Genomic DNA, 24,383 nt, shown 5'->3' on the forward strand with positions numbered 1-24,383 from the left:
ATCCATGACCCGAATTCATAAATCCTCAGAAGCCGTTCAAAATAAACCCTTTTTCCACATTCCGTTTTGGCAAGCACCCGCTGCCGATGTCTTTGCCCGCCGCGCCGAGCGTTTGCGTGAACTGGCGGCACAAGAACCAAGCGAGTGGAAAAGCTACCTCGCCTTGCTCGCTCAAGTCTGCGATGCACAGCAATCTTTGCTGGCAGAATGCCCTGCTGTGCCCTCTGCGAATTCAGATCCAAACCATTTCAGGCTGCCTGAAACCATATCAGCTGATTTTTGGCAGTCAATCGAATCCTTGTTCACGTTATTACACACACGGGTGGCAGCAGATTTACCGCCTGCTGCCGAAAATGCGTGGCAGCGATTATTGGCAATGAACAGCAATGAACGTTTGGCTTTGGCATTGCGTGTATTGCGTCAAAAAACCGCTGAAACCGATGATGATGTCGGTTTATGGGTACATGCGGTTTTACAAGTGGTGTGGACACATTCGGCAATGCGACTGGCTGAAAATGAGCTGCCTGAAAATGCGGTATTGCCGCGTGAAGAGCGCAGTGTTTGCCCTTGCTGCGGCAATGATGCCGTCGGTTCGGTAATTATCAGCGGCGGTGAATGGGACAATCTGCGCTATTTGCACTGCGCTTTATGCAATAGCCGTTGGAATGCACTGCGTGCCAAATGCACCTTTTGCGGCAACACCAAAGACATGAGTTTACAAAGTATCGAAGACGCACAAAATGGAACGGCTTTGTCTGCCGCTTACGGTGAATGCTGCGAATCATGCCACGGCTACCGCAAAGGCTATCGGCTCGGAAAACAAACGAACGCTGACCCCATTGCCGATGATTTGGCAAGCTTGATATTGGATATGCTGCTGGTTGAAAACGGCTATTTGCGCGGCGGCGGCAATCCGTTTTTATTGACGGGAACAGCCGGTAAATAAAAAGTTCACCGCATAATCAAATGGATTGGCTTCATTGCGTTTTTCGGATATACCGCAGAAACAGCAACGGCATCAACTGCGTTATTATTGATTAAATCCATCTTCCCTGTTTTCCGCCTTTGGGCGAAAAGCAGGTTTCAGGCGGATATACATGGTTTTAGTAACGGTTGCCACCACATTGCCGTGTCGATCTTTAATGTCGTTTGCAACTTGCGGCAAGTATTTCTCGCCGTTTTGCGTGTGTTCGCGCACGGCTTTTAAAAAATCATCGTCCAAACGGCATTCAACAAATACTTTGCCCACACCCGGTTTTTTGAAATCAATGTGCGCCTCTTTATCCCAAACAAAATACCGCTTGCCCATAATACCCAGCAGCATCAAAGAATAAATCGGATCAATCATGGCAAACAGGCTGCCGCCAAATTGTGTTCCGTTGGCATTTTTTGTTCCCGGCCAATCTTTTAATACCACTTTGCAATACCGAAAATCCGCACTTAATTGTTCAATTTTGATGCCGCTGAATAAAAACGGCGGCCAAATATTCAAAATAAAACGCACCAGCCACGGACGTTCAAACAACCACATTTTCATGCTTCCCCTGCCGCCTCTTTGTGAAAAAATAGGTGCTGTATCTGAAGATTAATGCCGCTTTTTGTGTGTAAACCCTGCGCGGCGGCAGTAAATTTAATCACCGCCAAAGCCTGATTATCCCCACCAACATTAACGCAGTTAATCAATAAGCCTACTTCTTCGCCGCCGCCGTTCCATACGGTTTCTCCCGCTGCCAATGCCGATGATGCGTTCAACAGCACCAAGCCGCGTTTTACCTGCCCTCGGTATTGGGCGCGGGCAATGATTTCCTGACCTGGGTAGCAGCCCTTGCGAAAATGCACACCGCCGATCAGATGCTGATTGAGCATTTGCGCGACACAGGTTTCTGTGGTGGCTGCGCTGATCCACGCATAGCCGCATTGCAGTTCATGTAGCTGCCACGCTTTTTCGGCAGATTCGTCAAAATCGGGCAAATCCGCCGCCGCGCCTGCCAGCATTGTCCCGCCGTGCGGCAAAGCAATACGCCATACCGCATGACGGTATTCAACAGGCAATACCAAAGCGGGCGTATCCGGCAAATCTGCAATCTTATTACCAACCCATTCACCCGCCACCGCTGTATCAGAATCTGCCGTCAAAACCACTTTACTGCGCAGTACATACATTTTTAACCGCTTAATCATGGCTTCGATTAAATCTTTTGCCATAATCAGTAATAAATCATCGCCTCTGTTGAGCACCACCATATTTGCCAGCACCCGCCCTTTTGGGGTGTTATATGTGGCATAGCAGGCTTGATTTTCTGCCAAATGATTGATGTCATTGGACAACTGGTTGTGTAAAAAAACATGGCGGTCTTCACCGCTGACACAAACCGTACCGAAAAACGGCAACAGGCTACCTGAAAAAGCATTCATAACGGTATTTTCTTTCTGCCTTAATCAAAATACAGCGGCTCATTTTTGAAAATGACGCTGTCGGAATTGTGTGTATCTTAAAAAATATACGGTTTTGTTTTAAAAGCAAACCGCTCGCCCAAACCACGCAATACCGCACAGCCAATTTATATTTTTTCAATCTATTTAAATAAGGGTTACACCAAACAAATATCAGTAATGCGGCGGAATTTCGTCTTCGGCGCGCGCGGGATTTGCCCATTCGTTTTTTTCAGGCAGCCGCTGATACAGCAAACGCAGCTGGGCTTGTTGCAAAGACAGTGTTTCTTGCAATCGTGCAACGGTATCGCTCAAACTTTCCAATAAATCTTCTTGCCAAGCAACACGGATTTCCAATTCTTCCAAACGGCGGTGTTCATGCTGATTACTCATTTTTCCTACTCAATTCTTTTAAAAACAATAAACCCGCTGCATGAATCGCATTTCAAAAATCAAACACCCAATCCGATGGGCAACGCGGCACATACAACGAGTTTCTTATTCAGTGTTTATCGGTATAGCGTTTACCATTCAGCGGCTGACACAATGGCTTCAATCATTCAATACAATACAGCCGAAACAATCAATCCGTTACTGCAAAACAACAGAATGCTGTTTCAGGCTGTCTGAAAAGCCGCCGCACAGGCACAATGCCGCTACAACTGCTGATATTCCGATAACAACTGTTCCTGCATATTTAAAGGCGCATCACCGTCTGACAAAGCAACGCGCTGATAGCTGCCGTCTGCCTGCATTTGCCAAGCACGCTGATTGTCGGACAATGCCAGAGTAAACGCTTCACGAATAATGCGTGCTTGTAAATCACGATTTTCAATCGGCACACAGGTTTCGATGCGTCGGAACAGATTGCGCCCCATCCAATCGGCACTGGCAATCCATAGCTTAATATTACCTTGATTTTCAAAATAAAATACGCGTGAATGCTCCAATAAACGACCAATAATTGAACGCACACGAATATTTTCAGACAGCCCTTTCACGCCCGGGCGCAACACGCACATGCCGCGTACCACCAAATCAATGGATACGCCTGCTTGACTGGCCTCATACAAAGCATGAATCATGCTTGGCTCAACCAAGGAATTCATCTTCGCCATAATTCGGGCGGGTTTACCGGCTTTGGCGGCGGCTTGCTCATTGCGGATACTGTCAATCAGCATGGGATACAAGGTAAACGGGCTTTGGGTAATTTTACGCAAATGGCTCGGCTGCCCCAAACCGGTGATTTCCATAAAAATAGTATTGACATCAGCGGTAAGGTCTTCATCGGCGGTCATGAAACCGAAATCGGTATAGATACGCGAAGTGCCTTGATGATAATTGCCCGTACCCAAATGGGCATAGCGTTTAAACTGCCCGTTTTCGCGGCGCACGATTAAAGCCATTTTGGCGTGCACTTTATAACCGAACACACCATACACCACATGCGCACCCACTGCTTCCAGTTTACTTGCCCAAGCCACATTGGTTTCTTCATCAAACCGCGCCATGAGTTCCACCACCACCGTTACCTGCTTGCCGGAAGAAGCGGCTGCCATTAAGGCGGCAATTAAATCGGAATTGCTGCCGGTGCGGTAAATCGTCATTTTAATGGCGACCACTTGCGGATCAACGGCAGCTTGCTGAATCAGGCGCACAGTGGGTTCAAATGATTGGTAAGGGTGGTGCAGCAAGACATCTTGGCGGCGAATCACTTCACATAAGGCGCGATTATGCGTCAATTCCAATGGTGTACCGGCGGCAAAGGGCAGGAATTTCAACTCGGGGCGGTTTATCATGTCCGGAACCGACATTAACCGCACCAAATTCACCGGTCCATTCACTCGATACAGGGCTTCTTGTCCCAATTGGAATTGCTGCAATAAAAATTGATAAATGCGCGGCGGACAATTTTCTGCCACTTCCAAACGCACACCTTCACCGTATTGACGGTCGCGCAGCTCATCTTGAATGGCCGTGCTTAAGTTTTCAATGTTTTCTTCGCCCACATTCAAATCACTGTTGCGGGTAATGCGGAATTGATAACACCCTTTCACCACCATGCCGGTAAACAAAGTATGGACATGCGCATGTAAAATGGAAGACAAAAACACAAAACCGTCGTTGCCATCGCAAATTTCAGGCGGCAGTTTCACCACGCGCGGCAAAATACGCGGTGCTTGCACAATTGCCATACCGCCGATTCGTCCAAACGCATCTTTGCCGTCTAACTCCACCGCAAAGTTAAGTGATTTATTCAAAAGACGCGGAAACGGGTGTGATGGATCTAAGCCCAGCGGCGTGAGTATTGCCAGCAATTCCGATTGAAAATAATCCGCCACCCATTGCCGCTGCGCCTCGCTCCAAGAACGGCGCGGATAAAAATAAATACCCTTTTCCTGAAGTGCCGGAATTAAGTCTTCATTAAACAAGCGGTATTGTTCGGCAATGATTTTATGCGCTTCAGCAGACACTTTGCTGATGACTTCCGAGGGTAAATCACCGTTTGCCAGCGGTGTTTTCGGATGCAACCTTTGGGTTTGTCTGAGCCACGCCATGCGCACTTCAAAAAACTCATCAAGATTGGACGATACAATGCACAAAAACCGCAAACGCTCCAAAAGCGGAATACTGCTGTCTTGCGCTTGTGCCAATACACGGCTGTTAAACGCCAATAAACTTAATTCCCGGCACAGCAACGGCTGCTCAATACTGCCAAAATCAACGGCAGCTGCCGGCACCGGCGCAGAAATTTCAGCCGCCAATACCGATTCGGTTTCCGCAGCATCGGCTTCGCTGTTTTCCGAACTTGGCACAGACGGAATAAACAATGCAGACACACTTTCTGCTTTTACTTGCCGTGCATACGCATCACTCAAAGGGTCCGGCTGCAAGACTAAAGGAGATTCTGATTCGTTCATGTTCCGATTTCCTGTGGATTAAACACCGATGACAATAGCATTAATGATGCGTCAACCAAGTATCAAGCGCGTATCGCGGTTTAATAACAGCCACTATTGCGGCGGTGTATAGCCGCCAATTGACGCAGCACCTTCGCCGAAAAAATAATTTTCCATTTGCTGGGCGATGTATTCACGCGCCCGCACATCTGCCAGACTTAAGCGGTTTTCGTTAATCAGCATGGTTTGGTAACGCAGCCAACCATCCCACGCTTCTTGCGACACATTATCAAAAATACGTTTGCCCAAAGCATTGGGTAAAGGCGGAAATTTCATGCCCGGGGCTTCTTTGCCCAGTTTGACACATTGCACCATACGGCTCATGGAATAAACTTTCTTAATGTAGCGTGATAATTGAAGCATTGTATAGCGTAAAAAAACGAAAATCCAGCCAAATACCGCTCACGCCGGCAAGCAATTTCCCCTGTATTTCAAGCAGTCTTGACCTTCTCCCCTTGTCTAAAGGCGTGGATTCCTGCGGCGTTTAGCTAACTCACTTTAACGGGTTTCTGCTGCTGATTGCCCTACTGCGCAATTCACTTCACAAACGCTGACGATTTGCACAAGATAAGGGTGTATCCAGTTGATTAATACGAAAGAAAAACCATCCATGTAAAAAATCACCTCGTTATTTACACTTTATCATCAAAATAAAAATAGCGTTCTCATACCTCATACGATGTTGCTCTATGTAAGAAATTGGTGAAGTTTCCTTGTATTGTAATCATTAGATAGAACGGTTTAAGCGATCACCATTGTAATGAATTTAGAAAATTTGCATCTGATCCATGTATTGAAAAACATTTCCCATGCGTGAGAGCGTCATTGGGGAGTGGGCTTAGGGTGAAGGCTTCCTGAATATTTCAACAATCCGGTGGTTTTGGCAGAAAACCCTGCTTCCACAATTAGCTAAACGCGGGAAGTCATGAATGCGCATTCTCAAGGTTACGGCGCACGCCGATTTCTTGTTGAATATAACGAATCAGTATTTTTGTCAGCGGTAAAAAAGGGGTATTTTTCATGCTCACCAAATAGTACGGAACACTTGGTATGGGTGGTAGATTTTGGAGTGCTTGGATTTTATCGCCGTAATGTAAAAATTGAGTAATGTCGCTAAAAAAGCAGGATAAACAATCGGTTGTACTCACCAAATCAGCCGCATGCCCTAATGAACCGGTGTAGCAAGACACTTTGAGTGTGATACCCGAATGCAACATTTTTTCATAAAATTCTTGATGCCAACCAATTTGAGACATTGGAAAAATCCATTGTTGTTCTTTAAGTTCGTCCATGGATTGAGCGGTTAATGCAGGGTGATTTTTTCGGGCGAATATGGAATATTGCAAGGACATCAATTTTTCAAAATTAAATTCTAATTTGTGTTTAGCAGGATTGATGGTACTGATACAAAAATCCAGATAACCTTCTTTCAGCTGATTGAGCATAGCACTGGACTGCCCCTCGTAAAGAGACACCGTTGATTGCGGGTAATCTTTCAGAAAACGCGATAAGGCCTTGGACACAATACTTTGGTAGAAACTGGAGCCAATGCCAATGCTGATATGACCTTTATATTTTTCAATTTCTTGTTTGATCTCTTCCTCCGCAAGACTTAGCTCTTTCAAGATAATCGATATATGCCGAGAGAATTTTCTACCCTGTGCCGTTAAGCTCATGCCTGAAGCTGCTCGAGAAAATAATTGCACACCTAAGGACGCTTCTAAATTTTGGATATTGCGCGTCAAAACCGGTTGAGCAACATTCAATAACTTACTGGCAGAGCGGATGCTGCCGCATTCTACGATGGCATGAAAGGTTTTGAGGTAGGCTATTTTTATTGTCATAAGTCAAGAAATCCAAAAAACAGTGGTTTGTCGGACAGGGATATTGTTTCACCTTGATATTGCATTTCCCTGTTGCTTTATTTTAAATAATTTATATATTTCAGTTAGTTAATTAACAAATCAATGCAAATCAGCGTGTTCGTTATGTTTTAGGGTGATATTAGAAATAATAATATCACTTAATTTTGTCATCTTGTTACCTATCGTGCATAGCGTTAATTTTCACACCATAAGCACACACGTGCTTTGTTAATTTCTATATCAATAACGTAGGAGTATTAGCCGATGTATGAAGAAATCAACACATGGTTTGAAGAGCTTTCAGGTGGCCTGAAATTTAATTACGGAGTTTTTATATGTTAATGCTATTAATACAAGTTGCCATCATGGCCTTCTTTGTTATCTACGGTTTAAAAGCCGGTGGTGCCATGGGCGTGGGTATTTTTTCCATGTTGGCATTGTTTGTGATGATTTTTGTCTTTAAATTGCCTCCCGGCGGGATTCCTTGGACAGCCATTATTATCATTTTATCCATCGCGATTGCAGGTGGTTTATTGGAGGCATCAGGAGGTTTAGATTATTTGGTTTACCAAGCCGGCCGTCTGATTCAAGCAAAACCGGAAGCCATTACTTTTGTAGCACCTTTGGTGGTATTTTTCTTCGTATTCGGTGTCGGCACGGCCAACATCGCCTTGGCGTTAGAGCCGGTGATTGCGCGCACTGCATTGCGTGCACGGGTCCGTCCTGAACGCCCCTTGGTGGCCACTGTTACTGCGGCCAATATGGGCTTGCTGGCTTCTCCTGCCGCATCCAGTGCCTTGACTGCGATTGCTTTATTGGGCGGTCATAACTTTACCATTGGTCAATACATGGCCATTGTCTTGCCGTCCGGTGTTATCGCCACCATCGCACTGTCTGTTTTCATGTGCTTTGTGGGTAAAAAACTGACCGATGAACCAAAATACCAAGAATTGCTGAAAGAAGGTAAATTGGAAGTGAATGTCGGCAATGCGCAAGAAAAACCGGTGTTCACCAAAAACCAAATTCTGTCTGTTGCTGTGTTTATGGGTGCTATTGCCTGTATTCTTACCTTGGGTTTATATGCACCGTTATTGCATGCCATTACCGCACCCTTGGCCAACGGCAAATACATTCCTTCTGCTCAAATCGTGATTATTTTCATGTTTATGGCTGCCGGCGGGATCATGTTCTTGACCAAAATCAGCCCCAATGCGGTGTTCAAAACCAAAATTTTCACCGCCGCTGTTGCCGCCGCCGTTGCCGTATTAGGCCCGGGTTGGTTGGGTGCCACCATTTTCAATGCACCTGAAAATGCCGCCGTATTAAAAGAGAGCCTGGGCCATATCATTCAAGCCTATCCTTGGATTACCGTTGTGATTTGCGGCATTGTGGCAACATTCGTGATGTCTCAAACCGCCATCATCACCATCGTGTATCCCTTGGCATTGGGTTTAGGCGTACCTGCTCCTTTCTTGGCTGCCATGATTCAAGCAGTTAACGTGAACTACTTTATTCCCGCACAACCCACTTTATTGTTTGCTGAGGAAATTGATATTACCGGTACCACACAAAAATACCGTTTCTGGCTGCCGGGTGTATTTTCCTTAATTGTTTCTATTGCAGCGGGTTTGTTGATTTGGAAATTGTTCCTGTAATGAAATAGAAGCAATAAAGTTTTGAATTTAGTGTTGTAAAACAATGTAATACAGAAAGCTCAGACAACCTTTGAATTAGGTGGGAATAAATGGTCCATCAATTAATATTGGTTATGATTTCTAACAATGAGGTTGTTCGATCTGCTTATTTTTAAAACATAAACACAGAAATGCTCAAAAATCCATAAACAAATAATCCATTCATCATGTTTTATTTAAGCGATGTGATTTATATGCTATCTGCGTAAGAAACAATTATTTTAATGAAAGATTTTAAAATGAAAAAATTAATAATTACTTCCTTGAGCCTCTTGCCGATGATTGCTTCGGCTGAAGTGGTTTTATATGGTCAAATCCGCGCCGGTTATGAAGTGAACGCCACAAAGTTCAGTAAAAGTACAGATACAGACAAAAGCTACCACAATGGTGTAGCAGACTGGAATTCCCGCATTGGTTTCAAGGGAGAAGAAGATTTGAATAATGGCTTGAAAGCCATTTGGCAGTATGAAACCAGAACCCCTGTAACCGGATCCGGCACTTCACCACGCGACAGCTTTATCGGCTTACAAAGTCCTTATGGTACATTCAAAGCCGGTTATGTCAGCAACTACCACCTCGCACCGATGGGCGGCAAAAACAGCCCCAATCAATTTTTATCCAGCAGTATCAACTCGGTATTGTCCATTGGTCGATTTGTACGCGGTGAGGCGCGTTATCACTCGATTCGTTATGATTCGCCGGATCTGTCCGGTTTCAGCGGAACTTTGCAATATTCGCCGCGTGATAATCGCGACGATACCCTGGATAGCCGCGTCAATAATCACAAAGGCAAAACTTCTGAAGTCCTTGCCGGTGGTATGAATTATCAAAATTCAGGCTATTTTATCCGTTACGGTATTGATTATTTGAAAAATAACAGCCCAGTTGACAGCGGTGCTGATGGTCAAATTCATCGTGCGGAAATCGGCTACGATGCCAATAATTTATTATTGGTGGGCGCTTATCAACGCGCCAAAAACTTTGATAAAGCATTTAATCCGGCATCTCCCTACGCGCGATACCTGTTCAGCAAAGCAGGTAAAGGCGCAGCTTCCGGCATCAGCACCCAAGAAGTGGCTGTAACCGCCGCATACAGAATAGGCAACATCGTACCAACCGTAACTTATGCACATGGCTGGGATGTGAAAACGACTTGCTCAAACACTGCCGACTGCGGTGGTTTAGAAAAAGGCAGCGCCATTAAAAACACCTCTTACAGCAAAGTTATTGTTGGTGCACAGTATCTCTTCTCAAAACGAACCTGGTTGTATGGACACGTTGCTTATTTAGAAGAAGGATTGGGTTTGAGTAAAGGTTATACCGGAAAATCCTTGGGCAAAGCGCGTACCGTTGGTTCAGCTGTGGGGCTGAGACATTTCTTCTGATGATTGCTGTTTGATTCAATATAAATTTATTTATTTGATACAGGAGATGTAAATGAAAAAAATAACTTTGGCTATGGTGGCAATAATGACATCATGTGTCGGACTTACCGGCTGTGCATCTAAACAGAAACAGCCATTCAAGTGGTCAGAATCCACTATTGATGAACTGCATCAGGCATTTTCTCGTGGGAATATCAATTGTCGTGAAGTCGTCGAAGGCTATATTCGTCGTATTGATGCTCTGGATAAAAAAGGTCCGGGATTTAACAGCATCATAACCCTAAATCCTGATGCTCTGAACAGAGCTGCGGAACTGGATCGGCAAAAAGATAAAAGTATTCCACTCTGGTGTGTACCTGTCATTGTGAAAGACAACATCAATACAGCAGATATGCCCACCACTCTGGGGATGAAAGCACTGAAAAACAGCCGACCACCAGAAGATGCAGATATTGTAAAAAAACTCAAAAAAGAGGGCGCAATAATACTCGGCAAAGCCAATATGGATGAGCTCGCGATTTCTATGCTTGGGCTTTCATCCTCTGGCGGGCAGACCCTTAATGCTTATGTTTTGTCAAATGGCCCTGGGGGATCAAGCGGAGGTACGGCTACTGCGGTATCAGCAAGTTTCGCAATGGTTGGACTGGGCACTGATACAGGTGGTTCAATCCGAATTCCCTCTGCCCTTGCAGGCCTGACCGGAATACGTCCAACTCGTGCACTGGCAGATTTGAATGGAGTAGCCCCGCTGTCAATTACCCAGGATACGGTTGGTCCTATGTGCCGTCAGGTAAAAGACTGTGCAAATATTCTTCGCTTTACTGAATTAAATTCAACGGCGGAACGGCAGAAGAATATTATGAATGCACTGAACAGTTCCGGATTGAAAGGTGCCCGTCTTGCGATGGTATCAGGGATGTTCCCCTCAAGAACAAAGGAGAATCAGGAATACTGGGAAGTCATTGATGAAGCTATTGATGCCATCAAGCAGGCTGGTGCAACAGTTGATGTGGTTGAATTACCTGAACAGGATGAGATTCTGAATAAATATATGAGTCTCTCACGTTATGAAATCAAGTCTGGTCTGGATATGTATCTCCAAAGCTGGCCTTCTGATCAAGATAAACATCTGCGGAGCTATGACGAATTACTTACGAGTAAGGGGTATACGCCAGAAATAGAAAAATGGCTGGTTTTATATAAAGAGAAAAGTGAAAACAGACTCAACGACCCAGACTGGAAAAAGAATACGCAAGGGCGGCAGGTATTTGTCCGAAAACAAATCAGCAAGGTAATGGATGGAAAGGTTTCTTATGATGCACTCCTGTATCCTACATTAACACAGCTGAATGTTCCCCTTGGGAATAATACTGAAGGCCGAAAAAATGTCAGTTTGAGCTCATTTTCAGGATTGCCGGCAGTTTCCTTCATGGCAGGAATGGCCGGAGGAAAAGAGCCTCAGCCTGTTGCACTCGAATTTTTGGGGCGAGCATTTTCAGAACCATTGCTGATTAATCTTGTTAGGGGATACGAAATGGTTCACCCGGTTCGTGTCGCCCCAGATCAGGCACCCGAACTACCCTAATAAATGTACATATATACCGCCTGGGTAGAATATTTCTGCGGTATATTCATTAACAAAAATACCCTTAGACATTATTGAATATGGGTTCTTAGAGATAACCTTATAGGAGTACTTTCCATGAATCAAACACAACTGATTACCTTCATCACTGACTACATTGAAGCCAATCAAGAAAAATTAGATGATATTGCCAAACAGATTTTCGATTTTGCTGAAGTCCGTTTTGAAGAATACAAATCTTCTGCTCTCATCAGTCAAGTCCTGGAAGATGCCGGTTTTTCGATCCGTCGTGGTGTCGGTAAACTTGACACAGCATTTATCGCTGAATTTTCAAACAAAGCCAACAAACCTGTCGTTGCTTTTTTAGGTGAATACGATGCTTTGCCAAATCTTAGCCAAATCCCTGGTTTGGCGCAGCAACAAGCTGAAATCCCTGACGGAAGCGGTCACGGCTGCGGTCACAACCTCCTTGGTACTGCCTCACTTGGGGCAGCCTTGGCAGTCAAGGAAGCCTTACTCAAGTTCGATCTTTCAGGCAGCGTTCGCTACTACGGCTGTCCTGCTGAAGAGGGCGGTTCCGGTAAAACCTTTATGGTTCGAGACGGCGTTTTCGATTATGTCGATACCGCTATCTGCTGGCACCCTGCACCTGATAATATCATTTGGGGCGTTAGCACCCTTGCCAATATCCAAGCCGAGTATGCTTTCAAAGGCATTAGCTCGCACGCGGCGGCTGCCCCGGAAGTTGGGCGAAGTGCCCTTGATGCCGTTGAATTGATGAATGTTGGTGCTAACTACTTGCGCGAACACGTGCCGAGCGATGTGCGTTTTCACTATGCGATTACAGATACAGGCGGTAAATCACCGAATGTCGTCCAAGCCGATGCCAAAGTCTTGTATCTGATTCGTGCACCACAGATCGCTACGGTCAATGATGTTTACGCTCGAATTTCTAATATTGCCAAAGGTGCTGCCCTAATGACTGGGACAGAAGTTACCATCAGATTTGACAAGGCTTGTTCAAACTACTTGCCAAATCACATACTGGCCAGCACCATGGACGATATTTTCCATGAACTCGGCGCTCCGGCCTTTAACGCTGAAGAAATCGCTCTGGCTAAGGAAATCCGCAAGTCCATTCCGGAAGTCAATCGCCAACGTGAATTTGTTTCAGAAATGCTCACGGCAGAGGGCAAAGCCATGGAACTCGCAGCCAAAGACAAAGATTTGTCCGACTTCATCTATCCTTATGGTCCGGAAGCTGCTAACCTCATCTTATCCGGGTCAACTGATGTTGGTGATGTCAGCTGGAAAGTCCCAACGGTACAATGTTTAGTCGCATCACACACCCGTCAAACAGCAGCCCACACATGGCAATGGACCACAACCGGTAAAACATCTATCGGTCTTAAAGGTATGCGTCATGCTGCAAAAATCATGGGTGCAACAGGTTTGAAACTCTTTGTTGAACCGGAACTCATCACCGCTGCAAAAGCAGAGTTAGACAACAAAACACAGCAAATGCCTTACCAAAACCCGATTCCTGTCGGTGTTGACCCAAATAACCAGAAATGATAGTTTGTTGATGTTATTATCTGGAATTTGCGGCTTCGCTTAACAGCCAATATGAAATTTGCCGATTTATGTTGCTACGGTTTACTCGTAGCAACATTTTTTGGCATTTAAAAACAGAGATTTAATGATTTTGTAAATATTTTTCAGCACAATATATCAAAATTTGATGTTTATTCCTCTATTTAAGCAGGAATTTCTACTGTATTTGACAATGTTCCGCCAACTCACTTCGGTGGGTTTCTGTTGCTGACGGTCTTACTGCACAATTCACTTCACAACCGCTGCAGACAATGCTGCCCAATGCTTAACTGTCGGCTTTTGCCATTACAGCCAATTGTTCGGCAATACCTGCCTGAATTTTTTCCAAAGAATCCATTTTAATTTCGTGATAGGCTTCCTGAAGCGCGTAGCAAAAGCCCTCAGCATCAGTACCGCCGTGGCTTTTAATCACCACACCGCGCAAACCCAGAAAAATTGCACCATTAAACCGACGGGGATCTAATCGGGTTTTAAATCCTTTTAATATCGGCAAAGCAAGCAAAGCCGCCGCTTGGGCAAATAAAGTACGGGTAAATTCTTCTTTAATCGCACCGCCCATAAATTTCACCGCACCTTCAATGGTTTTTAAGACAATGTTGCCGACAAAACCATCAGCAACAATCACATCAACTTCACCACTGAATACCGCATCGCCTTCCACATTACCGACAAAATTCAGCCCGCTGCCTGAAAGCTGTTGAAATGCCTGTTTTGCCGCTTCATTGCCCTTAATGTCTTCCGTACCGACATTCAGCAAACCTACGCGCGGACGGCTTTTTTCAGGGAACATGGCAGACACCAGCTCACTGCCCATTACCGCAAACTGCATCAGCTGATCACCACTGCAATCTACGTTTGCACCCAAATCCAACACCAACGTTAATTGATTGTTCTTACCGGGTAGAAATTTGGCGATGGCAGGACGGTCAATACCGTCAATGGTTTTTAACACAAACCGCGCCGTTGCCATAAGTGCGCCGGTATTGCCCGCCGATACTGCCGCTTGCGCTTTACCCGCTTTTACTTGGTTAATCGCCACACGCATTGATGAGTCTTTTTTGTTTTTCAACGCCGATTGCGGCATTTCGTCCATATCCACAACTTCACTGGCATGCTGAACGCTGATGCGTGGATTGTTTAACTCATTATTGACCGACAAGGCTGCCTGAATTTTGGATTCATCGCCAACCAAAATCACATACACGTCAGATTGCTGTTTTAAAAACAGCGATACGCCCGGCAGGGTAACTGCCAAGCCCACATCGCCGCCCATGACATCAACTGCTATGGTTTTAATACTCATTTCCAATTTTCCGTTTCATTGATGAGAACCATTTTGACATTCTGCTTTATTCGCATGCCAAATTCGTTCTTAATTCCGTTACAGCCAAAATACAAAAATATTCACGCACCGCCATTGCTGCGAAACACAGCAGACAATTCATTGTTTGCAACTCGGTCTCTTGGCGAAGGATTATCCTGCCGGCATACGTTCTTGCAATAATGTGCCTGTATGCGCGTATTTCATTGTTGCTTGACTGTATTCTGAGCGATGCCGTGTATTTTTTGTTTATCGCGATTCAATTCACAACGGCTCCGCAGATACCCCCTCAATGACAGAAATAATTAAATCAAGCGTATCAAATCTTAAAATAATAACTGTGCAACACAAAAAAGCCAGTAATTGCATCAACAATGCTGGCTTTATTTATTACCCAACGATAATGGTTATTCGGGTGTTACCCGAGTACAATCATTCACCTTTGGTTTTAACCACTTTGCGGCCGCGGTACATGCCGTTGGGCGAAATGTGGTGGCGCAAATGCACTTCACCGGTATTGGCATCGGTTGCCAAATGAATGGTGCTTAACGCATCGTGTGAACGGTGCATGCCGCGACGCGAGGGCGATTTTTTGTTTTGTTGAACTGCCATGTCATTGCTCCTGAAATCAGTCTGAATAAAATAAATACAAATGGGATTGATGTTTTACTGCTTGTCGGTTAATGCTGCCAAAGCCGCAAAGGGATGCGTTTTATCCGATTGGGCAGGCATGTCTTCGCTGCACTCATCGTGCTTGGGAGAAAACGGCAGTGCCATTAAAATCTGGTCTTCCAACAGGGTTTGCGCGTTTATTTGTGCTTCAAAAACCGCACCGTCCAAAGCATCATCTGCCAGCATGGCTTCATCCAATGCCTGTTCGTCGGCAAACAACACCATGTGCGCACTTTCGTTTAACGTTTGTGTCATTGCCCGCAAACACCGCTGGCACTGCAAATGCACTTGCCCGCTCACTTCAATATCCACAAACGGACGCTGCCATCTGTCCACACCGCCCGTTAAGCGATAAGCCAACCGATCATTGGCATCAAGCAAAAGCTCATGCCCGCTGACACGGCTGTCCAACTCACTCAAAACAAGTTCGCCCGCCAGCTGCTGACGCGACTGCGTAAACAAATCGGCATCAATCCCAATTAAATTAAGGCTTAGCATAAACGGAGCATGGTATAATTTTTTATCTTTTTTGTCAATGAGTTTACCGCCATGTCTTGCCCAAGCACCTTGGTTTTGGCATCAACTTCCCGTTTTCGCCAGCAACAACTTGAGCGTTTAAATATTCCTTTTCAGGCAGCCAAACCAATATTTGACGAAACACCGCTGGCACACGAAACCGCGCCACAAACGGCATTGCGTCTGGCTGAGGGCAAAGCGCGCTCATTGGCGGCAGATTACCCAAATGCTTTAATCATCGGCGCAGATCAAGTGGCTTTCTGCGGCAATCAACAATTGGGTAAACCGTTAACCACGGACAAAGCACAACAAATGCTGTCTTTTCTCAGCGGCAAAACCGTGTATTTCTACAGCAGCGTGGTATTGCTCAACACTGCCGCCAACCGCATTCATCGGCACACAGACACCACCGCCGTTACCATGCGCACTTTAAGTGAAAACCAAATCATGCGTTATCTGGCACAAGAACCCGATGCAGTGCATTGTGCCGGCGCGGCAAAAAGCGAGGGATTGGGAACACTGCTGATTGAACACATCAACAGCACCGACCCCAACGCCTTAATTGGTTTACCCCTTTTCCGACTAATTGATTTTTTACTGGCAGAAGGTTTTCCCCTGTTATGACCCAAACCAACACACCAACGCTCTATCTGATTCCCACGCCCTTGGGCAATGCCGACACCCCTTGTCTGCTGCCGCACGAGCAAGCAAAAATCATCGGCTTAACCGACTTTGTGGTCGAAGCCGAAAAAACCGCCCGCGCTCACCTGAAAGCATTCGGCATCAGCACACCCATTCGTGAACTTCGTCTCAGCACACTCAATGAACACACCGCCGAGCGCGACATTCCCGCCCTGCTGACACCTTTGCAGCAAGGGCGCAGCATGGGTTTACTCAGCGAAGCCGGCTGCCCTGCCGTTGCCGATCCGGGTGCACAATTGGTGGCTCTGGCGCATCAACACGGTTTCACGGTAATGCCGCTGGTAGGACCTTCCAGCATTATTATGGCGTTAATGGCTTCCGGTGCGAACGGGCAATGCTTTGCTTTCAAAGGCTATTTACCCGCCGACAAAATCGAACGGCAAAGCTGTCTGAAAGACTTGGAAAAACGCGCCCGCCTTGCCGATGAAACCCAGCTTTTCATTGAAACCCCATACCGAAACGATGCTTTATTAAATGATGCCGTAGCAACACTGCACCCGCAAACCCGTTTGTGCATTGCCACCGACTTAACCCTGCCCACCCAAACCATCATCAGCCAATCGGTGGCAGACTGGAGAAAAATGCCCGCATTGCCCATACTGAAAAAACGCCCTTGCTTATTTGTGTTGTATGCACACCCTACGCAAAATCATTAAATATCGGTTATAGTAATGCCATTTTCCACACAGCCGAATGGATACCTCATGAAACACCCACGCTTACTTTGGTTCAGCTTTGCCGTTTGCGCGGCTTCATTGCTGAGTGCCTGCCACAATAACAACAACGGCTTTCAAGCCAATACACCTGAAAATCCGCCCATGATTGCTTCTTCAACCGCTGCACCTGCTACACCTGTTGCACCCGTTCAACCTGAAAACATACAAACCACTGCCTCCGGTTTACAATACAGCATCACCAAAGCCGGCAGCGGCAAAACCCCGAAAGCCGATGACATGGTTACCGTGAAATACATTGGTCGTCTGCCTGACGGCACTGTGTTTGACAGCACCGATAAACACGGCGGACAACCCGTCAGTTTCGCGCTCAATCAAGTGATTGCGGGCTGGACAGAAGGCTTGCAATTGGTGCAGGAAGGCGGCGCGGTTACTTTATTCATTCCGCCGGAGTTAGGATACGGCGAACGCGGCGTACCCGGAGCCATTCCGCCGAACAGCCCATTGATATTTGAAGTGGAATTACTGAAAGTGGGCAATTAACCTCTTCCTCCCCTGTCTAAAGGCAGGGGATTTTTACTGGTGCCCTGCGGTATTCTGCCGATTCACTTCGGTGGGTTTCTGCCGCTGGTTGCCTGACTGTACAATTCATTTCACAGATACTGCGGGCAAGCCCTGCTCTGAATAAGGTTACCGCATGGCAAGTATCGCTTGCTCACGCCGCAATACGATATGAACAAAAAAACAACACATAATCCAAGCCCAATAACTGCTTGCCAGCTTCGGTAATTAACGGCATTATAACAAGCAAGCAATTTTCTGAGTTATTGAAGGTAACGATTATGGCAGTCAATCTTCAGGCAGCCGCTGATAAAGACATTCTCAGCATTGATGGCGTGCAGGTTTATGTCGGACAAGCGGGCATCAAAAAAACAGGGCGTGATGACATCACATTGATTGTCTTGAATTCCGCCAACAGTGTTGGTGCGGTGTTCACTCAAAATCGTTTTTGCGCCGCACCGGTGCAAATTGCCAAGCAGCATTTAGCAGGGCATTATCCCATTCGTGCGCTCATCATCAATACAGGTAATGCCAACGCCGGCACAGGAAAAAAAGGGCGTGATGATGCGCTGTTGGTGTGCCAATCCGTTGCCAAACAGCTCTCTTGTGCACCCGGACAGGTATTGCCCTTTTCAACGGGCGTGATTTTAGAGCCCTTGCCCGCCGAAAAAATTATTGCCGCTCTGCCCAAAGTCAAACCCGTTCATTGGACACAAGCGGCAGCGGCGATTATGACTACCGATACCGTGCCGAAAGCCGCCAGCCGCCAAGTAATCATTGACGGCAAACCCGTTCGGTTCACCGGCATTGCCAAGGGCGCGGGCATGATACACCCCAATATGGCAACCATGCTCGGCTTTATCTTCACTGATGCCGCCATTGCTCAACCCGTATGGCAGCAATTGGTCCGTGATGCGGCACAAACTTCGTTCAATGCCATTACTGTTGACGGCGACACCAGCACCAACGACAGTTTTGTAGCAGTAGCAACAGGCAAAAGCGGCATGACCAAAATTCAATCGTTTGACGATGCCAATTGCGCCGCCGTTGCCGCCGCTTTATCCGATTTGGCACTGGAATTAGCACAAGCCATTGTCCGCGACGGTGAAGGCGCAAGCAAATTGATTACCGTATCTGTAAAAAATGCACACACGGTTGCCGAAGCACGCCAAGTGGGCTACGCCATTGCCCGTTCACCTTTGGTAAAAACCGCATTTTATGCCTCAGACCCCAATTTGGGACGAATCTTATGTGCCATCGGCTATGCAGGCATTGCTGATTTAGACACAGATAAATTAAAGGTGTATTTGGGCAGTGTATTGGTTGCCGAAAACGGCGGACGCGCAGCCGGCTACACCGAAGAGGCAGGACAAGCAGTAATGAATGAAGCGGAAATCACCATCACCGTTGATTTGAATCGCGGTATCGCCGCTGCTGAAATTTATACTTGCGATTTATCCAAAGAATACGTGGCGATTAACGCCGATTACCGCAGTTGATTGTTTGTATTGCTACTTTTATCGGCTCAATATGCACTATCTAACCGTTGCCGCACTTTTGGCGGTTTCCAATTTCGTCATGACTTTTGCTTGGTATTGGCACATCAAGCCCGGGCAAACCGCTTTTCCCTTATGGCAAATTGTGTTAATCAGTTGGGGCATCGCCCTGCTTGAATATTGCTTTGTTGTGCCTGCCAATCACTTCGGCGCGGCTTGGCACATCAAACCGTTTCAGCTCAAAATCATGCAGGAAGCCATTACCCTTACCGTATTTGTTCTGTTTGCCGTGTTTTATCTGCAAGACAGTTTCAAATGGAATTACGCCGTCAGCTTTGTTTTAATACTGGGTGCAGTGTATTTTGCGTTTAAACATTAACCGCCATTGAAAATCAATATTAAAATATTCAGGCTGCCTGAAAATATACTTTCAGCAAAAATAATTATTTCGGCAAAATGCCGCCAATACAGCAATCCACCGATTAAATAATTGAACATCAGAAAAACAGATTACATATCTGCTCAGCAGTAGCTTGAATTTTGATTGCCCATATGGCATTTTTGATTTGATTACTAATTGCCGACAGCAGCAAGACATTAACAACCCATTACTTTCCCGATTCAGTTGGATTAAGCCATGAACCTCAGACCCTTAAGTTTTGAATTCTTTCCCACCCGCACTGAAGAAAGCAGGCGAAAACTGGCGATTACCCGCAAACAATTGCGCCAATACAACCCCGCTTTTTTCTCCTGCACCTACGGCGCGGGCGGCACCACCCGTGAAGGCACGCTGCAAACCATCACCGACATCATGACAGAAGGTTTAACCGCCGCGCCGCATCTGGCTTGTGTGGGTGCGTCCCAAGAAGAAATGACAGAAATTTTACAAGACTACCAAAACATGGGTATTCGTCATATTGTCGCCTTGCGCGGCGATATTCCGTCCGGTGTGGGTTCAGGCAGCCGTGGTTTGCGCTACGCCAACGAGCTTGTCAGCCTGATTAAAGAAACATTCGGCAATGCCTTTCACATTGAGGTAGCCGCCTATCCCGAGTTTCACCCGCAAGCACGCAGTGCGGAAGATGACATCAATCATTTTGTGCGCAAATGCAAAGCCGGTGCGGATTCCGCCATTACCCAGTATTTTTTCAATACCGACAGTTATTTTCGTTTTGTTGATGACGTACAAAGCCGCGGCGTGAATATTCCAATCATTCCCGGCATCATGCCGATAGCCAGCTTCTCCAAACTGGCACGGTTTTCCGAAACCTGCGGTGCGGAAATTCCCCGTTGGCTGCGCTTGAAATTACAGTCTTACGCCGATGACACCGCATCAATTAAGGCTTTGGGATTAGATGTGGTTACTGAGATGTGCAGCCGCCTGTTACAAAACGGCGCACCCAGCCTGCATTTTTATACCCTGAATCAAGCCGGATTGGTATCCACTATTTGCCAGCGGCTGGGATATTAAGAATGTTTTGGAAGCAACCTTGATTTACTTCAATCACCATAAGCGCATTTAGTCAGCAGGTTTGTAAACTCTGAAAACCGCTTTCAGGCATTGGGGTTCCATTTCAAATTTTTGCAAACAATTGCCTGTTGTGTAAACCCGTTGCGAACATCGAAACAGAAATAAACCGCGCCGCTGACGAATACTCGCAACGGCGCGGTTTGTATTTCAGCCAAATCCAAAATATCGGTGTTGGCTTGATTTGCTTACATCAAAAAGAAGTACGCCCACAGCGATACCACCGCAATACACAACGCATTCAATACACCGCCCACAGTCATCATGTCTCGCTGCCGAATCAAACCGGTACCAAACACAATCGCGTTGGGCGGCGTTGCCACCGGCAACATAAATGCACAAGATGCACCAATGCCGATAATCAATACCATCACTTCTTTGGGCAAGCCCATTTGGTCGGCAACACTGGCAAAAATCGGAACAAGCAAAGCGGCAGAAGCGGTGTTGCTGGTAAATTCCGTTAAGATAATAATAAATGCTGCCACCGCAAGAATCACGATAAACGGATGTGCCAGTGCAAAAGTCGATGCCATTTGTTCACCCAACACTTTCGATGCACCGGAATTTTTCAGCAAATTACTCAAAGCAATGCCGCCGCCAAACAACAGCAGCACGCCCCAATCGGTATTTTCTGCCACTTCGTGCCAAGTTGCCAGCCCAAGCATAACCACCAACACCGCCGCAGTCAGCGCGATAAGGGCATCTTGATCAGTTAAGCCAAAAGCGGCTTTGAGTTTGCTGCTGAAAATCCACGCCAGTGCAGTACACACAAACAAAATTAAAGCAACAATGCGCGAACGCGTCCACGGAATATTTTCGCTGCTCAACACCGCATCGCTTTGGCTGAATTTCGGACGCAATACCAGATACAAAGACACCAGCATCATCGGCAGCAACACCAACATCATCGGCAAACCGTGTTTCATCCAGCCGGCAAAATCCAAGCCCAAGGCTTTGGCGGCAATGGCATTGGGCGGAGAACCGACAACCGTACCCAGCCCGCCGATACTGGCGCAATAAGCAATACCCAACAACACAAACACAAAAATTTTACGATCCTTGTTTTTGTCCAAATGGCTCATCATACCCATAGCCAAGGGCAGCATCATCGCCGCCGTTGCCGTGTTGCTAATCCACATTGACAAAAAAGCGGTTACGCCAAATATCAGCAACACCGCCACCATGAGATTGCCTTTAGACAATGAAATCAGCCATAAAGCAATTTTTCGGTCGAGTTTTTGAATGTGCAGTGCGGTTGCCAAAGCAAAACCGCCAAAGAAAATATAAATAGTGGGATCGGCAAAACCGGTTAAGGCTTTTTTGGTGTCCATCTCGGGAATACCCACCACAGCCGCCAAAATCGGCACCAATAATGCAGTAATGGTGATGTGCACCGCTTCGGTAAACCACAAAATCGCCACAAACAGCAAAATTGCCAGCCCTTTGTTGGCGTTAGTATCATACGGTAATATTAAATACAAAATATAAGCCGCCAAAGCAGCAATTGCCACAATCACCAATCCTTTCAGATTGCCGCGCGGCATGTGTTCACTGAGCTGGTCATTTGCTTCCATAAGATTCTCCGATTGAAAAAAGAAACCATTATTATTGAGGTGGGCTGAAAATAATAATGGGCATATTAAAAAGCAGTGATATTTCATCAAAAACATCGCCTTTTGGCAAATATTTTGGAAATCAATGCTAATCACGATAATAAAACCACACATATCGGCACGGTGTTATCATGCTTTTATATAGTTTACGCAGTATTATGCCAAATCAAACAACTGCCGTCTGTCCTGTAACTGCGGTATCATACAAAAAATTATTTTTCTAAGCACACACATGCTGCACACCGACAATCTTTCCGCCGCCGATACCCCGCCGCGTTTAATCAATGCTCAATCCGCTTCTGCCCAAGAAGATTTACTCGAACGTGCGCTACGCCCGAAAACTTTGGCAGATTATATCGGGCAGCACAAAGCCAAAGAGCAGCTGTCTATTTTTATTCAGGCAGCCAAAAAACGCGGCGAAGCCTTAGATCACACCTTATTGTTTGGTCCGCCGGGTTTGGGTAAAACCACTCTGGCGCACATTATTTCACGGGAATTGGGTGTTAATCTGCGCCAAACATCAGGACCCGTGTTGGAACGCGCCGGGGATTTAGCGGCGCTGCTCACCAATCTGGAAGCACACGATGTTTTATTTATTGATGAAATTCACCGCCTAAGTCCGGTGGTGGAAGAAATTTTGTATCCCGCACTGGAAGACTACCAACTCGACATCATGATTGGCGAAGGTCCGGCGGCGCGTTCGGTAAAAATTGATTTGCCGCCGTTTACCTTAGTGGGGGCAACCACACGGGCGGGCATGCTCACCAATCCGCTACGCGACCGTTTCGGCATTGTGGCACGGCTGGAGTTTTATAACCATACAGATTTAACCACCATTGTGGCGCGCTCCGCACAATTATTGCAGTTAAACATCTCCGCAGAAGGTGCGGCAGAAATCGCCAAACGCAGCCGAGGCACACCGCGCATTGCCAATCGCTTGCTGCGCCGAGTGCGCGATTATGCCGAAGTCAAACACCAAGGCGAAATTGATGCCGCCATCGCCGATGCCGCCTTATTGATGCTGGACGTGGACACTTGCGGCTTAGACACGATGGACCGCCGCTTTTTAGAAGCCGTTTTATATAAATTTAATGGCGGCCCCGTGGGCTTGGATAATGTTGCCGCCGCCATCAGCGAATCTGCCGACACCATAGAAGATGTTATTGAGCCTTATTTAATTCAGCAAGGCTTTTTACAGCGTACCCCGCGCGGGCGCATGGCGACTGAACGCAGTTACCGTCATTTCGGTTTACCTGTGGTTGCCGCTGAACCTTAGATTCCTCGTTACAATCATCATTTTCAAACCATTCATTCACCTGTTTTCAGGCAGCCGGAGTACAACATAATGAAAAAAATGGCTTTTTTGTACAGCACATTGACAATTCTTGCCTTATCCGCCTGTGCCACACCCGAACAAATCGCGGCACAGCAAGAACGTGAACGACGCGCCCAGCAAGAATTAGGCTTGCGTTTGGCGGCGCAATGCGATCAGGAAACCGCCGATTTAATGCGCCGCCAAGCAGAGAATCCTGCTTTCCTCACAGCCAAAGAAACACAAAAAGACGCTGAACGCTACCGCGAAAAAATCAGCAATCCTTTGTTTCAAAGCTGCTACCAATTGGCATGGAATAATTACTTGAATCAAACCCGTTTGCAGCAAGCAGAAGATTGGGCATGGCGGCAGCAGATGTACGATGATGATTGGCTGTTTCCGCGCTGGCGTTGCGGTCGATTCCACTGTCGGTAAACCGTTTTTTCAGGGCA

At 46.4% G+C, this 24,383-nt stretch carries 23 protein-coding genes; 13 read left to right on the plus strand and 10 right to left on the minus strand.

The window, feature by feature from the left end:
• Nucleotides 1-4: 4 nt before the first annotated feature.
• Complete coding sequence (locus tag Q384_RS01920) at nt 5-946, plus strand: formate dehydrogenase accessory protein FdhE (protein WP_037585621.1); 942 nt, start codon at nt 5-7, stop codon at nt 944-946.
• 84 nt (nt 947-1,030) lie between these two features.
• Here Q384_RS01920 and Q384_RS01925 read toward each other — a convergent pair whose 3' ends face one another.
• From Q384_RS01925 to Q384_RS01950, 6 genes are all read right to left on the minus strand, one after another.
• On the minus strand, nt 1,031-1,537 hold the full coding sequence (locus Q384_RS01925; RefSeq protein WP_037585622.1) for a DUF4442 domain-containing protein: 507 nt from the start codon (nt 1,535-1,537) through the stop codon (nt 1,031-1,033).
• A complete protein-coding gene (gene ygfZ / locus Q384_RS01930) occupies nt 1,534-2,415 on the minus strand; it encodes a CAF17-like 4Fe-4S cluster assembly/insertion protein YgfZ (RefSeq protein WP_037585623.1) in 882 nt (293 codons plus the stop codon). Before ygfZ ends, Q384_RS01925 begins: the two co-directional genes overlap by 4 nt.
• Before the next feature lie 192 nt (nt 2,416-2,607).
• Entirely contained in the window at nt 2,608-2,826 is a 219-nt protein-coding gene (locus Q384_RS01935) for a SlyX family protein (protein ID WP_037585624.1), read from the minus strand.
• A 263-nt stretch (nt 2,827-3,089) separates the two neighbouring features.
• The gene (gene ppk1 / locus Q384_RS01940) at nt 3,090-5,354 is read right to left on the minus strand and encodes a polyphosphate kinase 1 (RefSeq protein ID WP_084224357.1); all 2,265 of its coding nucleotides are present in this window, start codon (nt 5,352-5,354) and stop codon (nt 3,090-3,092) included.
• Between the two features lie 93 nt (nt 5,355-5,447).
• Nucleotides 5,448-5,717 (minus strand): oxidative damage protection protein, encoded by a 270-nt coding sequence (locus tag Q384_RS01945; RefSeq protein WP_037585625.1) that lies wholly within the window; start codon nt 5,715-5,717, stop codon nt 5,448-5,450.
• Nucleotides 5,718-6,316: 599 nt separating this feature from the next.
• The gene (locus Q384_RS01950; protein ID WP_037585626.1) at nt 6,317-7,237 is read right to left on the minus strand and encodes a LysR substrate-binding domain-containing protein; all 921 of its coding nucleotides are present in this window, start codon (nt 7,235-7,237) and stop codon (nt 6,317-6,319) included.
• A gap of 356 nt (nt 7,238-7,593) precedes the next feature.
• Between Q384_RS01950 and Q384_RS01955 the strand changes: the two genes are divergently transcribed.
• The 4 genes from Q384_RS01955 to Q384_RS01970 all read left to right on the plus strand — a co-directional run bounded on the left by Q384_RS01955 (nt 7,594) and on the right by Q384_RS01970 (nt 13,497).
• Nucleotides 7,594-8,913: an anaerobic C4-dicarboxylate transporter family protein gene (locus Q384_RS01955; RefSeq protein WP_037585629.1), complete on the plus strand. Its 1,320-nt coding sequence runs from the start codon at nt 7,594-7,596 to the stop codon at nt 8,911-8,913.
• 278 nt (nt 8,914-9,191) lie between these two features.
• Nucleotides 9,192-10,337, plus strand: coding sequence for a porin (locus Q384_RS01960; protein WP_084224360.1), 1,146 nt, complete (start codon nt 9,192-9,194; stop codon nt 10,335-10,337).
• A 52-nt stretch (nt 10,338-10,389) separates the two neighbouring features.
• The gene (locus Q384_RS01965) at nt 10,390-11,922 is read left to right on the plus strand and encodes an amidase (protein ID WP_051940294.1); all 1,533 of its coding nucleotides are present in this window, start codon (nt 10,390-10,392) and stop codon (nt 11,920-11,922) included.
• A 117-nt stretch (nt 11,923-12,039) separates the two neighbouring features.
• Entirely contained in the window at nt 12,040-13,497 is a 1,458-nt protein-coding gene (locus tag Q384_RS01970) for a M20 family metallopeptidase (RefSeq protein WP_037585630.1), read from the plus strand.
• Nucleotides 13,498-13,801: 304 nt separating this feature from the next.
• On the opposite strand, the gene plsX is transcribed toward Q384_RS01970, so the two are convergent.
• The 3 genes from plsX to Q384_RS01985 all read right to left on the minus strand — a co-directional run bounded on the left by plsX (nt 13,802) and on the right by Q384_RS01985 (nt 16,027).
• A complete protein-coding gene (gene plsX / locus Q384_RS01975) occupies nt 13,802-14,833 on the minus strand; it encodes a phosphate acyltransferase PlsX (RefSeq protein ID WP_037585653.1) in 1,032 nt (343 codons plus the stop codon).
• A gap of 456 nt (nt 14,834-15,289) precedes the next feature.
• Nucleotides 15,290-15,469: a 50S ribosomal protein L32 gene (rpmF, locus tag Q384_RS01980; RefSeq protein ID WP_037585632.1), complete on the minus strand. Its 180-nt coding sequence runs from the start codon at nt 15,467-15,469 to the stop codon at nt 15,290-15,292.
• A gap of 54 nt (nt 15,470-15,523) precedes the next feature.
• Nucleotides 15,524-16,027 (minus strand): YceD family protein, encoded by a 504-nt coding sequence (locus tag Q384_RS01985; protein WP_051940296.1) that lies wholly within the window; start codon nt 16,025-16,027, stop codon nt 15,524-15,526.
• A gap of 51 nt (nt 16,028-16,078) precedes the next feature.
• Between Q384_RS01985 and Q384_RS01990 the strand changes: the two genes are divergently transcribed.
• From Q384_RS01990 to metF, 6 genes are all read left to right on the plus strand, one after another.
• Nucleotides 16,079-16,669 (plus strand): Maf family protein, encoded by a 591-nt coding sequence (locus Q384_RS01990; protein ID WP_037585634.1) that lies wholly within the window; start codon nt 16,079-16,081, stop codon nt 16,667-16,669.
• Nucleotides 16,666-17,403: an SAM-dependent methyltransferase gene (locus Q384_RS01995; protein WP_037585636.1), complete on the plus strand. Its 738-nt coding sequence runs from the start codon at nt 16,666-16,668 to the stop codon at nt 17,401-17,403. Before Q384_RS01990 ends, Q384_RS01995 begins: the two co-directional genes overlap by 4 nt.
• Nucleotides 17,404-17,451: 48 nt before the next feature.
• Nucleotides 17,452-17,964, plus strand: coding sequence for an FKBP-type peptidyl-prolyl cis-trans isomerase (locus tag Q384_RS02000; protein ID WP_051940298.1), 513 nt, complete (start codon nt 17,452-17,454; stop codon nt 17,962-17,964).
• Between the two features lie 299 nt (nt 17,965-18,263).
• Entirely contained in the window at nt 18,264-19,481 is a 1,218-nt protein-coding gene (gene argJ / locus Q384_RS02005; protein ID WP_037585637.1) for a bifunctional glutamate N-acetyltransferase/amino-acid acetyltransferase ArgJ, read from the plus strand.
• A gap of 4 nt (nt 19,482-19,485) precedes the next feature.
• Nucleotides 19,486-19,857, plus strand: coding sequence for a DMT family protein (locus Q384_RS02010; RefSeq protein WP_245608490.1), 372 nt, complete (start codon nt 19,486-19,488; stop codon nt 19,855-19,857).
• Nucleotides 19,858-20,115: 258 nt separating this feature from the next.
• Nucleotides 20,116-20,949, plus strand: coding sequence for a methylenetetrahydrofolate reductase [NAD(P)H] (metF, locus tag Q384_RS02015; RefSeq protein WP_037585639.1), 834 nt, complete (start codon nt 20,116-20,118; stop codon nt 20,947-20,949).
• Nucleotides 20,950-21,194: 245 nt separating this feature from the next.
• Here metF and Q384_RS02020 read toward each other — a convergent pair whose 3' ends face one another.
• The gene (locus tag Q384_RS02020; protein WP_037585640.1) at nt 21,195-22,580 is read right to left on the minus strand and encodes an SLC13 family permease; all 1,386 of its coding nucleotides are present in this window, start codon (nt 22,578-22,580) and stop codon (nt 21,195-21,197) included.
• A gap of 271 nt (nt 22,581-22,851) precedes the next feature.
• Between Q384_RS02020 and ruvB the strand changes: the two genes are divergently transcribed.
• Together ruvB and Q384_RS02030 are read left to right on the plus strand one after the other, a co-directional pair.
• Nucleotides 22,852-23,895, plus strand: coding sequence for a Holliday junction branch migration DNA helicase RuvB (gene ruvB / locus Q384_RS02025; RefSeq protein WP_037585641.1), 1,044 nt, complete (start codon nt 22,852-22,854; stop codon nt 23,893-23,895).
• 78 nt (nt 23,896-23,973) lie between these two features.
• Nucleotides 23,974-24,366 (plus strand): hypothetical protein, encoded by a 393-nt coding sequence (locus Q384_RS02030; protein ID WP_156956396.1) that lies wholly within the window; start codon nt 23,974-23,976, stop codon nt 24,364-24,366.
• The last annotated feature ends 17 nt before the right edge of the window (nt 24,367-24,383 follow it).

Source organism: Stenoxybacter acetivorans DSM 19021, assembly GCF_000745895.1.
In the GTDB taxonomy this organism is placed as follows: domain Bacteria; phylum Pseudomonadota; class Gammaproteobacteria; order Burkholderiales; family Neisseriaceae; genus Stenoxybacter; species Stenoxybacter acetivorans.

Excerpts from the sequence above, each read along its gene's own strand:
- Q384_RS01920 (WP_037585621.1), top strand. The coding sequence starts at position 5 with ATGACCCGAATTCATAAATCCTCAGAAGCCGTTCAAAATAAACCCTTT.
- Q384_RS01960 (WP_084224360.1), top strand. The coding sequence starts at position 9,192 with ATGAAAAAATTAATAATTACTTCCTTGAGCCTCTTGCCGATGATTGCT.
- Q384_RS01925 (WP_037585622.1), bottom strand. The coding sequence starts at position 1,537 with ATGAAAATGTGGTTGTTTGAACGTCCGTGGCTGGTGCGTTTTATTTTG.
- Q384_RS02030 (WP_156956396.1), top strand. The coding sequence starts at position 23,974 with ATGGCTTTTTTGTACAGCACATTGACAATTCTTGCCTTATCCGCCTGT.
- Q384_RS02020 (WP_037585640.1), bottom strand. The coding sequence starts at position 22,580 with ATGGAAGCAAATGACCAGCTCAGTGAACACATGCCGCGCGGCAATCTG.
- Q384_RS01985 (WP_051940296.1), bottom strand. The coding sequence starts at position 16,027 with ATGCTAAGCCTTAATTTAATTGGGATTGATGCCGATTTGTTTACGCAG.
- metF (WP_037585639.1), top strand. The coding sequence starts at position 20,116 with ATGAACCTCAGACCCTTAAGTTTTGAATTCTTTCCCACCCGCACTGAA.
- rpmF (WP_037585632.1), bottom strand. The coding sequence starts at position 15,469 with ATGGCAGTTCAACAAAACAAAAAATCGCCCTCGCGTCGCGGCATGCAC.
- Q384_RS01990 (WP_037585634.1), top strand. The coding sequence starts at position 16,079 with ATGTCTTGCCCAAGCACCTTGGTTTTGGCATCAACTTCCCGTTTTCGC.
- Q384_RS02000 (WP_051940298.1), top strand. The coding sequence starts at position 17,452 with ATGAAACACCCACGCTTACTTTGGTTCAGCTTTGCCGTTTGCGCGGCT.
- ygfZ (WP_037585623.1), bottom strand. The coding sequence starts at position 2,415 with ATGAATGCTTTTTCAGGTAGCCTGTTGCCGTTTTTCGGTACGGTTTGT.
- Q384_RS01955 (WP_037585629.1), top strand. The coding sequence starts at position 7,594 with ATGTTAATGCTATTAATACAAGTTGCCATCATGGCCTTCTTTGTTATC.
- Q384_RS01935 (WP_037585624.1), bottom strand. The coding sequence starts at position 2,826 with ATGAGTAATCAGCATGAACACCGCCGTTTGGAAGAATTGGAAATCCGT.
- Q384_RS01950 (WP_037585626.1), bottom strand. The coding sequence starts at position 7,237 with ATGACAATAAAAATAGCCTACCTCAAAACCTTTCATGCCATCGTAGAA.
- Q384_RS01945 (WP_037585625.1), bottom strand. The coding sequence starts at position 5,717 with ATGAGCCGTATGGTGCAATGTGTCAAACTGGGCAAAGAAGCCCCGGGC.
- Q384_RS01970 (WP_037585630.1), top strand. The coding sequence starts at position 12,040 with ATGAATCAAACACAACTGATTACCTTCATCACTGACTACATTGAAGCC.
- Q384_RS01995 (WP_037585636.1), top strand. The coding sequence starts at position 16,666 with ATGACCCAAACCAACACACCAACGCTCTATCTGATTCCCACGCCCTTG.
- argJ (WP_037585637.1), top strand. The coding sequence starts at position 18,264 with ATGGCAGTCAATCTTCAGGCAGCCGCTGATAAAGACATTCTCAGCATT.
- ruvB (WP_037585641.1), top strand. The coding sequence starts at position 22,852 with ATGCTGCACACCGACAATCTTTCCGCCGCCGATACCCCGCCGCGTTTA.
- Q384_RS01965 (WP_051940294.1), top strand. The coding sequence starts at position 10,390 with ATGAAAAAAATAACTTTGGCTATGGTGGCAATAATGACATCATGTGTC.
- ppk1 (WP_084224357.1), bottom strand. The coding sequence starts at position 5,354 with ATGAACGAATCAGAATCTCCTTTAGTCTTGCAGCCGGACCCTTTGAGT.